Raw genomic sequence first — 11,590 nt, forward strand, 5'->3', positions numbered from 1 at the left:
TGAAACTAGTGAATTTATAAATAGAAACCGCTACAATGGATATATTCGTATTAAAGTGAGGCGAGTATGTTTGAGTAATCAAGAAGCGTTGTGGAATGAAGCAGAAGCTTTTATTTCTGTATGCTATGAAGAATTGGGCAAGTCAAATGAAGAGAAAGCAGCACGTCTGCATGAAATAAAACAAGAAATTAACTCTAAAGGGATGTATACTCACACACAAGAGGAATTGGCGCATGGGGCGAAAATGGCGTGGCGCAACAGCAACCGCTGCATTGGCCGTTTATTTTGGTCAACCCTGCATGTTCACGACTGTCGTCATGTGAAGACAGAAGAAGAGGTGAAAGAGGCACTCTTTCATCATATTGAGTATGCGACCAATGATGGGAAAATCAAACCATCCATTACGATCTTTCCTCCAGAAAATCATGCGCAAAAGGAAGTCGTCATTTATAATCATCAGCTCGTTCGTTATGCAGGCTATGAGACGGAGTACGGCATCATCGGCGACGAGGCTTCTCTTGAATTAACAAAGTTGTGTGAAGCCCATGGCTGGAAAGGGGAAGGCACGCATTTTGATATCCTGCCTCTCATGTTTCAGCTAAAGGATCAACCGCCAGTTTTGTATGAGCTTCCGAAAGAAATCGTCCAAGAAGTCGAGATTACCCATCCTGAATATGAAGGATTTCGTGATTTAGGACTGAAATGGTACGCCGTTCCGATTATTGCTGATATGAAATTGGAGATTGGTGGTATACATTACAATGCAGCGCCGTTTAATGGCTGGTATATGGGCACAGAAATTGGCGCACGTAATCTAGCCGATGAAAATCGCTACAATATGCTGAAAAAAGTCGCTTCGATTTTAGGACTGGACACGACAAAGAATGCGTCGCTTTGGAAGGACAAAGCCATTGTCGAGTTGAATGTGGCGGTTCTCCATTCTTACAGAGAAGCAGGGGTGACCATTGTTGATCACCATACAGCAGCACATCAATTCAAACAGTTCGAAAAGCAGGAAGAAAAGGCTGACCGTAAGCTGACTGGGGACTGGACTTGGCTGATTCCACCGGTATCACCAGCTGCTACCCACATCTTCCACAAGCATTACGACAATACCATTGTGAAGCCGAATTATTTTTATCAGGAAAAGCCCTATCATGGAACAGAAAAAGCCTAGCGAAAGCTAGGTTTTTTTATGAAAACTTCATCCCTTGATGCGAAAATCCTTATAATGAGCGAACTCAGTGAGCGGCTCCATCTGCATATCTGTGACCTTTGAAAAAGGGCTTCCTTTCCGGACGGTCTTTAAGAAATCAAGCACTTCCTGCTGCTCACCCTCTACCTTTAACTCGACATGCCCTTCATCTGTGTTGCGTACCCAGCCTTTCATCCCGCGATTGACGGCTTCTCCTTGTACAAAATAGCGAAAACCGACTCCCTGCACCCGTCCTGTGACAATGGCATGATAATGAATCAATGTCATCTCTCCTTTTTTCTCATCGTACCATAGCATCTAACTGACCTTCACGCATCGACTATGATTTCACTGTCTAACGATGTAAAATAATAGCCATGAGACAATCAAAGGAGATGGTCATCGTGGGACAGAAGAGATACGACATAGTAGGAATTCAAGTAGGACAACCCATCACGACCTATGCAAACGGAAAAGAAATCAAAACAGCCATCAACAAAAAGCGAATTCATGAGCCTGTCTATTTGAGTAAGGTCAATTTTGAGGGAGATGGTCAAGGTGATTTGGTTCATCATGGAGGATATGATAAAGCCGTCTGCGTCTTTCCATACGATCATTATGCTTATTTTGAGCAGTTTTTAGGGGTTCCGTTACAGGAAGCTGCCTTCGGTGAGAATGTGACCGTGCACCAACTAGTTGAAACAGAAGTGCGGATTGGCGATGTATTTCAGCTTGGAGAAGCACTTGTTGAAGTGAGCCAGCCAAGACAGCCGTGTGTGAAACTAGCTTTTAAGCATGGCAACATGAAGCTTGTAAAGGAAGTACAGCAAACGGGGTATACCGGCTTTTATTTACGGGTGCTGAGAGAAGGCTTAGTGCCTGCTGATGCTTCTCTTGTATTAGTAGAAAAAGCACCTCATCACATTACAGTCCATGAAGTGAACGAGGTCAAATATCGTCAAACAAGTCCAGAGAGGCTAAAAGCCGTTCTTGAAGTAGATGCCTTAGCAGATGTCGTGAGGAAGTCTTTAGAAAAACGAATTCAGCCCATTTAAAAAAAGCCGTACATCAGCATAAGATGTACGGCTTTTAAGCGCTTATGAGCTAGGTTTCTTTTGCTCAAGAAGATTTGCAAGGAAATATGTTTTTAAGCTTTGAAGCTTTCTTCCTTCATGCTTGGTCACACCAAGCTTCTTTAATTCTTCGACATACCAGCCTTTGCTACCATAATGCATGATAGAAAACTCCTTTCAATTGAAACTGCCTGCATTGTAACATCTCAAAAAAGGACGTGAAAAGTGTGCAGGTATGAATAAATGAAAACTGATTCTATCTTCCTATGATCCATGTATATGCTGGAAATGATCATTTATGAATTTGGCGGGTTGAGGGTAACGATGATCATGCCGACCGTCATAATCATGATGACAATACCAAGATAAGTCATCATGGATTGTTTTTTCTTAATACCTACAACCGTTAAGATAATACTTTCAATCAAAAAGATAACGCCGATGATGATGAACCACATATCAAATAAGACCCCTTTCGCATATCTTTGCCTATTTTACCACAGGCATTTTTGTTTAGTCATGACAGATTCGTGAAAGGGAAACGAAAAGGATCCCCTCCAATGAAGAAGGGGATCAGCTGGCTTATAGCTTCGTTAATATAATCGGTTCGTCTTTTGTGATGACAATGGTATGTTCAATCTGTGCGACAAGGCTTTTGTCTGGTGTTTTAAAGGTCCAGCCGTCATCAGCTTGATAAATCGATTCAGCATTTGTTGATATAAAAGGTTCGAAGGCGATCACGGTGCCATTCTTAAACAAAGCATTATCGAATGGATCATAATAGTTCAAAATATGGTTAGGTGCTTCATGCAGATTTTTCCCAATACCATGTCCTGTCAGGTTTTTAATGACAGTAAATCCTTGTTCTTTTGCTGTATTGTAGACCGCACGGCCAATTTGGTTTTGTCTTTTACCGGCTTTTGCATGCTTTAATCCTTCAAGGAATGCATCCTCTGCACACTGGCATAATGCTTCAAGACGAGCATCACCTGTACCTAATACGAATGAAATACCGGTATCGGAATAATAGCCGTCCAGCTCTGCTGAGATATCAATATTGATGAGGTCGCCCTCTTGTAAAATGGTTTTTTCACTTGGAATACCGTGAGCAACTTCATCGTTCACGCTGATACAAGTCGTCCCAGGGAAGTCATATTCCTTTTCGGGTGCTGAATTCGCCCCATGTTCTTCTAATATTTTTTTCCCAATCAAATCTAGTTCTTTTGTAGACATGCCTGGTTTCGCTTGGCTTTTCATTTCTTCTCTTGCCAAAGCGACAATTCGGCCGACTTTTTTTAAGGCTTCTAACTCATGATCATGTTTGACAATCACTGTTCATTCCCGCTTTCTATAACTTCATTCTATTCAATAGCTTACCACATTTTACGCAAAAAGAGTAAAGAGCGGAATTCAAATGAATGTGGACAAATTGGTATAGATAACTAGATGTGCATATGATATATTTTTTATGAGCATCATGGACGTTTAGTCATGATGATGACAAAGGGGGAGAAGGCAAATGGTGTTTCAGTTTTTTCAAAAGCTAGGCAAATCTTTTATGCTTCCAATCGCTGTACTTCCAGCAGCAGGGATTATTTTGGCTATTGGGCGGGAGGATGTATTCGATATCCCGTTTATTCATGCGGCTGGAAATGCCATTTTTGCAAACTTGGCTTTAATTTTTGCAATGGGGATAGCGATCGGCATTGCAAAGGATGGTAACGGGGCAGCGGCATTATCAGGTGCAATCTCTTATTTTATTTTATCAGCTGGTACAACGTCGATTAATTCAACGAACAATATGGGGGTATTGGGCGGTATTTTATGCGGGCTATTGGCAGGTTATGTGTACAATCGCTTCAAGGATACGAAGCTGCCCGAATACTTAGGTTTCTTTAGCGGAAGACGGCTTGTGCCGATTATGACCGCACTTTTCACCATTTTATTAGCAGCCGTTTTCGGATTTGTATGGCCTCCGATTCAAAGCGGGATCAATGGTTTAGGAGAATGGATTTTAAGTCTTGGTGCAACGGGTGCAGGGCTGTTTGGTTTCTTTAACCGCTTGCTCATTCCATTAGGGCTTCATCATGTGCTGAATAACTTATTTTGGTTTCAATTCGGGGAATTCAGCGGGGCAACAGGAGATCTAGCGCGATTCTTTAAAGGAGATCCGAGCGCGGGTGTCTTTATGACTGGTTTCTTCCCAGTGATGATGTTCGGTCTGCCAGCGGCATGTTTAGCCATGATTGTGACCGCAAAGCCTGAAAAGCGAAAAGCAACGGCTGGCCTGATGATTGGGATGGCGCTTACGTCATTTATTACAGGGATTACTGAACCAATTGAATTTTCATTTATGTTTTTATCTCCACTCCTATATGGTGTCCATGCTGTACTAACGGGTCTTTCGCTCTTTATTGTGAACATTCTCGGGATTCATAGCGGCTTCGCTTTTTCAGCAGGAGCAATTGATTACGTTTTAAGCTTTGGCATTGCACAAAAACCACTCATGCTGCTTGGGGTTGGGGTGCTTTATGGCATTGTGTACTTTGTCGTTTTCTATTTCCTCATTAAACTGTTAAAGCTCAAAACACCGGGTAGAGAAGATGAGGACATTGAAGATATTGCAGCCGATGATACGAAGACGGCAGGTGCGAGTATACTTTTAGAGGGACTTGGCGGCAAAGACAATATCACCGCCATTGATCATTGTGCCACCCGCCTGCGTTTAACAGTAGAAGATACACATTTATTAAATGAAGGCACATTGAAAAAAGCAGGTGCCAAAGGGGTACTGACTTCAGGGAAAACCTCCGTACAAATCATCATTGGAACGAATGTAGAATTTGTCGCAGATGATCTTCGCAAGGAAGTCGATCGAGATTAAAAAAAGCGTTCAGCCAGGTCAAATGGGCTGAACGTTTTTTTGTTTGCGCTGTTCAATGACGAGCACAATACTGATCACAACAAGTAAAAACCAAGAACTGATTTTCCCAAGATGGACGAGAGACCAAGCGTGCTGTTGATTTGGATATTGCCATGCCCCTAAAAAGGTGGTGACATTTTCGGCAATCCAAATAAAGAAACCAATCAGCAAGAAAGAGACGACAAGCGGCATTCGGAAGGTAGAAGAGCCAACCTGAAACGAGACGGACGTTTTTCGAAATACGACAACAAGCAGTAATGTCAGCCACCACCTGACATCATAGAGCCAGTGATGCGTAAAAAAATTGAGATAAATACACAAGCTAATCCCAATTGAAAGAAACGGATGGGGCCATGAACTGACCTGCACGTGAAGCCGGGACAGTGCCTGATAAATATAGCTTGCTACACTCGCATACATAAACCCGCTATAGAGCGGAACCCCAAATACCTTCATATAAGCCTCTTCAGGATAGGACCAAGAACCCATATGAACTTTATACAATTCTAAGCCAATACCTATTATGTGAAATAGACAGATCACCTTCAATTCATTCAATGTCTCCAGCCGAAGCGTCAGCATGAGTATCTGGGCAAGAAGGCAAAGCAGTAGAATGAAATCATACCGGTGTAGAAAAGGAATCGTCACTATCTTTGATAGGGCAAGCGCCGCAAAGATCATGACGGGGAATAGACACGACATCGCCTGTAAGTAAGCAAACTGGAATAATGTTTTCATACAAAATGAAACCTCTTTTCATTGTCTGAAATGACTAAGACGGATTTAGCAAGGGAAAAGTTACCTCAACTAGATATTCATGAACAATTTGTGAATATGTATGTGAAAAAGATCACAAATTAGTTTTAACATAGTATAATAAGATCATAAAGAAAATGTGAAGAAATTCACATAAATTAAAGGGAGGCATCATCATGTTTACAAAATTCTTACAAACGAATGTATGGGCAGCGGTTATCCTTTTGGCAGCAAGACTTTATATCGGTTGGACTTGGCTCACATCTGGTATAGGAAAACTAACAGGCGGATTCGATGCATCAGGATATTTACAATTTGCGATAGCTGAACCTGTTGTCAAAGATGGAAACCTTGTGTATCCGTTCTATGTATGGTTTTTAGAAAATGTCGCTTTGCCGAATGCTGGACTATTCAGTGCCATGGTCATGTGGGGAGAAATTTTAGTAGGTCTAGGATTAATTGTTGGATTATTCACAACAACCGCAGCGTTTTTCGGAAGCATGATGAATGTCTCTTTCTTACTAGCTGGTACCGTCTCTGTCAACCCGCTTCTTCTGCTCATTGCCATCGTCATCATGGCTGCGAAAGGAAATGCAGGCAAATTTGGACTTGATTATGTCGCAGGTCCCGTCTTGAAACGAACTATGAAAAGAAAGCCGCATTTAGAAGTGGCTTCATAATAAAGAAAAAGCATCCTCAGCTTCTGCTCAGGATGCTTTTTTTATTTAGGAATCAGCTTTCACCAGATTAATATGCAGGACGGTGAGCTTCTGCTGATTTATATCTGGGTCATGGCCGGCGATAAATTCCAGCTCATAATCTCCAGTACGATACACGTATTTTTTCTCTTTTGTCTGTGGGATGGTGCTGACCGAACCTGCTTGTCCAAGTTGTTTCTTTAATAGGGAAGGGGTCATTCCGCCGATATTCGTTTCTTTTTCTACATTTGTACCGAAATAACGGATTTCGTCAATTTTGCCTTTTGCATCATAATGAAAAGCAAATCCCGGATTCCCCATTTCAGCATGATACAAATCAAAGCTGCTTTGACCTGTTTCTGGATATGGATTTCCTAGTTTATGATGGACATCCATCTTTGTTTGAACTCCAATTTTAAGACCTTTTGCATAATACGGCATTTGTCCTTTATGTGCCAGCTCATAAATGTTGTTTAGTGCGGTTTTCGGACCTTGAGGAACGGATTGTTCGACTGCTGTTTTGGTCATGGCGTGTGCTGAGACTGCAGGACTGAATCCAATGAGGCAGGACGTAGCGAGTGAAGCAGTCATGACAAAAGCGGTTGTTTTCTTCATGATAAAATCCCTCCTTCTTCTTTCTATACCCGGTGCAATAGGAGTCAAACGTAAAAAGAACCAGCTGATCATGGATCGGCTGGTTCTTAAAATGAGAAAGTTATTTTGATGAAGTGCCGGATTTATCTTTGGCGGAAGAGGAATCTTCTTCATCCTGTACTTTCTTTGTATAGTCATATTGATTGCGGTCAATCGGTGTAAAGCCTTTAGGCTTGTAGAAACGGAGTAAATCTTCGGTGACGATCTTATCAGATGTCTCAAGCATCTTTTTCACCGTTTCATTTTCTTGTGATGCCTTATCAGTCGGCTCGATTTTCTCGCCTGTTTTGTTGCTGTAATAGTTATTGCCTACTTTTGTGTAATCCTTAGAGACGAAGTCACCATTTCTAAATGGCACTAGCTCCTTGAAATTTTTCGATAAGATATCAGAACCAGACATTAAATAGTTCTTCGTATCATCACCAAGCAGGTGCAGAAGGGTTGGTGCGACATCGACTTCACCAGAGTATTTATGAATCTGTCCGCCTTTTACGCCTGGTACATGAATAAAGAGCGGTACGCGCATGAGCTGCGCATTTTCATAATCTCCGATTTTTTGTCCTGTCACTTTTTCCATCGCTTCATTGTGGTTTTCAGAAATGCCGTAATGGTCTCCGTACATAATGACGACTGTATTGTCATAGAGTCCAGACTTTTTCAGGTCGTTGAAGAACTGTTCAATCGCTTCATCTAAATAATGAGCCGATTGGAAATAGTTATTGACGACAGAGTCTCCGAAGTCACCAGGTTCAAAATCGGTATCCCCTTCATCCATTCCAAATGGGAAATGGTTCGATAACGTAATAAATTTCGAATAAAACGGCTGCTTCAAGTTTTCAAGCATTGGCATAGATTCTTTGAAGAATGGTTTGTCTTTCAGCCCATAGTTCTTCGTATCTTGCTCGTTCATATCGTAATACTCAGAATCGTAAAATCTGTCATATCCAAACGACTTAAACATTTCATTACGGTTCCAGAAGGTTTTTGTATTGCCGTGGAACTCTGCTGACGTGTATTGATCCTTCTTCAAAATGCCAGGAAGTGCTTGATACGTGTTTTGCGCTTTGTTAATAAAAACAGAGCCTTGGGATAATGGGAAGAGCCCAGTATCCATCATAAATTCAGCATCAGACGTCTTTCCTTGTCCTGTTTGATGGAAGAAGTTATCAAAGTAAAACGTTTTGTTGTTGTGTGCCAATGAATTAAGGAATGGCGTTACTTCTTTTCCGTTTACTTTGTAATCAATGACAAAGTTTTGCAGAGATTCAAGAGAAATCGTAATCACGTTCATGCCTTTCGCTTTCCCGTAATAAGCCGGGTTAGGATCAGCGCTGTTCGCTTTTAAATAGTTCTCTACATCTGTCACGTCATTTGAATTTGCCAGAGCGCGCTGGCTGTTTGATTTCACATTTTGAATGGCATCAAACACAGTAAAGTTATAAGCACCTAAATATTTCACTAAATAATTGCGGTCAAATGATCTTGATAAAAGCTCTGGACGATCAATCTCTGCAGCGACTAAATTCATCACAAAGATGACAACAGAGGACACAAGGACGAGTCTAAACGATTTTGACTTTTGAACAGGTACAGTAGCTGTACTTGTTTGCTGCTTCTTTTTCATGCGGACTGCGAGTACGATCAAAATGATGGTATCCATAAAGTAAAACATATCAGTCCAACGCATGAGTGAAAATGCACTATCACCTAATTGTCCGCCATTCGTTCCTGCCTGCATCACGGTAGGCAGCGTGATAAAGTCATTGAAGAATCGATAGTACACAATGTTTGCGTATAGTAAAAAAGACATGAAAAAATGAATCACAATGATAGCGGCAGGCTGCCATTTTTTCTTGAACAATAAAGCAAAGCCAAGAAAGAACAAGCTGGAGCTAATAGGATTCACGAAAAGCAAAATATGCTGAAGCACATTTGATATACCAAGTTTAAATTCAATTAAATACGCTGAATACGTTTTGAGCCACAGTAAAATGACTGCAATAACAAAGAAGCCGAGGCCTCGTTTTTGAATAAATGTTTTCATAAAAACACTCCTTTTCTCCGATACACGGAAGAGGCGGAACGAAAGAAAACGAACCATTAGAATATACCATGAAATGATCAAATAGAAAAGTGATAACCGGCGAAGAGTGTCTAGCAGCTCGTCCGCGCAATAAAAGGGTGGAAAACGAAAATATTCGCTCTTCGAAAAACTTTTTATGAAATTCATCCTATTATTAACAGAAAATTCAGCCGTTTTCCAGTTGCTATATCAATAAAACAGGTAAAAAGGCACGAGTCTAAAGAATTAATTTGGTTTCTACAATGATGATTTAGAGTGTATTTCCAGTGTTTCTTAATGTTTATGCAGGTTAAGTAAAAAAAATGAGAAGAAGAAAAGAGAAAGGACATGGATGAAATTTCCTAATATAAGATATATCGATATATTTTTTTGTTTCATCAATATAATGGTTTTTATGTGTTTTGTAAGGGTTTTATTTATTTTGATGAATGAACAAATTATCTAAATATACTTAAGTGAACATTTCGAGACTATAAACTTTTGAAATGGGGTCGATATAGACTTTGACAGGAAATCTTCCATTGAAAGGATTGATAGTATATGACTGTACGAGCAAACAACCTCGTTCAGAACTGGTTTCCGAGTGAGGACGGAAATGCAGCAGAGCGTAAAGAACTCATCAAATTGATGGAGCAGATTGTTTCAGGGGTCGATCACCTGAAAGATCCGAACCGTGCTCACCTAAAGGGTGAAAAGAATCGTGAGGAGGATTTTTACCAAAAGCTCACTGAAACAAGTCAAATTCCGTTGAACGGCCAACAAGCGGAACTTGTGAATGAAGAATTACTGAAGCTTTTACATAACCATCCTTACCACACAAAGTATTTCTTCACGAACATTTTGCCAATGGCAAGTACACCAGGAATTCTAGGCATGCTGACGGCGATGCTGGTAAATGGAAACAACCTATGGGATGTTTATGGACCAGCAGGAGCGGAAGCTGAGGTCAGAGTGGTCTCAATGATGTCTAAGCTCATCGGATATGATCCAAGTGTGAGCGGGGGATATACAACATGGGGAGGTCAAGGAGCCATTTTCTCAGGACTGCGTTTAGCGATTGCAAAAGCTGCGCCGGAGTCACTGCGAAAAGGTGTTCCACAAAACCTTTATGCGTTTTGTTCTGATGCGGCACATTACAGCTTATTTAAGTCAATGGAAGCAACAGGACTTGGCACAGACAACTTGATCAGAATTAAAACGAATAAAGATCATTCGATGGATATGGAAGATTTGCGTTGTCAAATGGAACGTGTTGCACAAAATGGCGGAATTCCCGTTTATATTGTCGCAACAACCGGAACAACAGATGCCATTGCAATTGATGATGTAAAAGGGGTACGTGAAACAGCAGAAGCCATTGCTGAGGAGTATGGTCTAAAGGTGCCGCATATTCATGCGGATTCAGCGCTCGGCGGATTCTTTGCTTTCTTTAATGAGTATGATCTAGCTGAAAACCCGCTGCAATTCTCAGACGGTGTTCTTCGTATGTTAAAAGAAATCAAAGCGAAATTCCAGCATCTTTCTCTTGCTGACACGATGTGCTTTGACTTTCAAAAGCTCGGCCAAACACCTTACACATCTAGTTTATTCTTAGTGAAAAACGCGGCAGACCTAAAGCGTTTAGATCTGGAAGAACAAGAGACACCATACGTTGGTCATAGAGGCTACGGCGAATACCATACAGGTTATACGCTGGAATGCTCAAGAATGGGAAGCTCGATCAGTATGCTGAGTGTGCTGTTAACGTTTGGAGTTGAAGGCTACCAGCGCTTGCTCGGTCAATTCTTAGAGGTGAACCTTGCCTTCAGAGAAGCACTCAGTCAAGAAATTCCGCAAGCAGAAGTCGTAAATGATGACAATGTCGGAATGGCTACATTATTTAGAATTTACCTAGACGGCTCACCGCGCTTTCAAGAAGAAAGTTCAGGCGAAGCAACGGCAATGGAAATTGAGCGGAACAATGAATTGAACAAAATGCTGTTTGAAAAGCTTGGAGAAAAAAGAGATGAAATGTTCTTTGGTGATACAACGAAGTTTTTACTTGTAAATGCAAAAGAAGGACAAGAATTCTATCTAAGCGTTAGTAAGTTTTTTGTCATCTCACCTTATACGTTACCAGAGCATATCCCACATATCGTATCTTATTTAAAAGATGTGATCGCATCTGTTTGTGGACAATTTGAACATGTACATGCTTAAATCAAATCT

12 protein-coding genes are annotated in these 11,590 nt (G+C 41.1%); 5 read left to right on the forward strand and 7 right to left on the reverse strand.

Annotation, left to right across the window (positions count from 1 at the left end; genetic code table 11):
- The first annotated feature begins 70 nt into the window (after window positions 1-70).
- Window positions 71-1,177, forward strand: coding sequence for a nitric oxide synthase oxygenase (locus MHB79_RS03820; RefSeq protein WP_335365592.1), 1,107 nt, complete (start codon window positions 71-73; stop codon window positions 1,175-1,177).
- Between the two features lie 27 nt (window positions 1,178-1,204).
- Here MHB79_RS03820 and MHB79_RS03825 read toward each other — a convergent pair whose 3' ends face one another.
- Window positions 1,205-1,477 carry an acylphosphatase gene (locus MHB79_RS03825; RefSeq protein WP_226805323.1) on the reverse strand — a complete coding sequence of 91 codons (273 nt, stop codon included), beginning with the start codon at window positions 1,475-1,477 and terminating at the stop codon, window positions 1,205-1,207.
- A 122-nt stretch (window positions 1,478-1,599) separates the two neighbouring features.
- Here MHB79_RS03825 and MHB79_RS03830 point away from each other — a divergent pair, with 122 nt between their 5' ends.
- Complete coding sequence (locus MHB79_RS03830) at window positions 1,600-2,250, forward strand: MOSC domain-containing protein (RefSeq protein WP_340989059.1); 651 nt, start codon at window positions 1,600-1,602, stop codon at window positions 2,248-2,250.
- Between the two features lie 42 nt (window positions 2,251-2,292).
- Here the strand turns inward: MHB79_RS03830 and MHB79_RS03835 are convergent, their stop codons facing one another.
- From MHB79_RS03835 to map, 3 genes are all read right to left on the reverse strand, one after another.
- On the reverse strand, window positions 2,293-2,430 hold the full coding sequence (locus MHB79_RS03835; RefSeq protein WP_003214303.1) for a YflJ family protein: 138 nt from the start codon (window positions 2,428-2,430) through the stop codon (window positions 2,293-2,295).
- Window positions 2,431-2,564: 134 nt separating this feature from the next.
- Entirely contained in the window at window positions 2,565-2,726 is a 162-nt protein-coding gene (locus MHB79_RS03840) for a hypothetical protein (RefSeq protein ID WP_003214360.1), read from the reverse strand.
- Between the two features lie 124 nt (window positions 2,727-2,850).
- Window positions 2,851-3,600: a type I methionyl aminopeptidase gene (gene map / locus MHB79_RS03845; protein WP_003213886.1), complete on the reverse strand. Its 750-nt coding sequence runs from the start codon at window positions 3,598-3,600 to the stop codon at window positions 2,851-2,853.
- Window positions 3,601-3,787: 187 nt separating this feature from the next.
- On the opposite strand from map, the gene nagE reads away from it, so the two are divergent.
- Entirely contained in the window at window positions 3,788-5,152 is a 1,365-nt protein-coding gene (gene nagE, locus MHB79_RS03850; protein ID WP_050944804.1) for an N-acetylglucosamine-specific PTS transporter subunit IIBC, read from the forward strand.
- 18 nt (window positions 5,153-5,170) lie between these two features.
- On the opposite strand, the gene MHB79_RS03855 is transcribed toward nagE, so the two are convergent.
- Window positions 5,171-5,929 (reverse strand): DUF817 domain-containing protein, encoded by a 759-nt coding sequence (locus MHB79_RS03855; RefSeq protein ID WP_226804769.1) that lies wholly within the window; start codon window positions 5,927-5,929, stop codon window positions 5,171-5,173.
- A gap of 194 nt (window positions 5,930-6,123) precedes the next feature.
- On the opposite strand from MHB79_RS03855, the gene MHB79_RS03860 reads away from it, so the two are divergent.
- Complete coding sequence (locus MHB79_RS03860; protein ID WP_003214123.1) at window positions 6,124-6,627, forward strand: DoxX family protein; 504 nt, start codon at window positions 6,124-6,126, stop codon at window positions 6,625-6,627.
- Window positions 6,628-6,672: 45 nt separating this feature from the next.
- Here the strand turns inward: MHB79_RS03860 and MHB79_RS03865 are convergent, their stop codons facing one another.
- Entirely contained in the window at window positions 6,673-7,260 is a 588-nt protein-coding gene (locus MHB79_RS03865) for a YjgB family protein (RefSeq protein WP_268459389.1), read from the reverse strand.
- A gap of 100 nt (window positions 7,261-7,360) precedes the next feature.
- Window positions 7,361-9,343, reverse strand: a complete 1,983-nt coding sequence (locus tag MHB79_RS03870; RefSeq protein ID WP_050944801.1) for an LTA synthase family protein — start codon at window positions 9,341-9,343, stop codon at window positions 7,361-7,363.
- Between the two features lie 579 nt (window positions 9,344-9,922).
- Between MHB79_RS03870 and MHB79_RS03875 the strand changes: the two genes are divergently transcribed.
- Entirely contained in the window at window positions 9,923-11,581 is a 1,659-nt protein-coding gene (locus MHB79_RS03875) for a pyridoxal phosphate-dependent decarboxylase family protein (protein WP_340989062.1), read from the forward strand.
- Window positions 11,582-11,590: the final 9 nt, after the last annotated feature.

The organism is Bacillus sp. FSL M7-0558 (assembly GCF_038003245.1).
GTDB lineage: Bacteria > Bacillota > Bacilli > Bacillales > Bacillaceae > Bacillus > Bacillus pumilus.

Excerpts from the sequence above, each read along its gene's own strand:
- MHB79_RS03860 (WP_003214123.1), top strand. The coding sequence starts at position 6,124 with ATGTTTACAAAATTCTTACAAACGAATGTATGGGCAGCGGTTATCCTT.
- MHB79_RS03840 (WP_003214360.1), bottom strand. The coding sequence starts at position 2,726 with ATGTGGTTCATCATCATCGGCGTTATCTTTTTGATTGAAAGTATTATC.
- MHB79_RS03875 (WP_340989062.1), top strand. The coding sequence starts at position 9,923 with ATGACTGTACGAGCAAACAACCTCGTTCAGAACTGGTTTCCGAGTGAG.
- MHB79_RS03870 (WP_050944801.1), bottom strand. The coding sequence starts at position 9,343 with ATGAAAACATTTATTCAAAAACGAGGCCTCGGCTTCTTTGTTATTGCA.
- nagE (WP_050944804.1), top strand. The coding sequence starts at position 3,788 with ATGGTGTTTCAGTTTTTTCAAAAGCTAGGCAAATCTTTTATGCTTCCA.
- MHB79_RS03835 (WP_003214303.1), bottom strand. The coding sequence starts at position 2,430 with ATGCATTATGGTAGCAAAGGCTGGTATGTCGAAGAATTAAAGAAGCTT.
- MHB79_RS03865 (WP_268459389.1), bottom strand. The coding sequence starts at position 7,260 with ATGAAGAAAACAACCGCTTTTGTCATGACTGCTTCACTCGCTACGTCC.
- MHB79_RS03855 (WP_226804769.1), bottom strand. The coding sequence starts at position 5,929 with ATGAAAACATTATTCCAGTTTGCTTACTTACAGGCGATGTCGTGTCTA.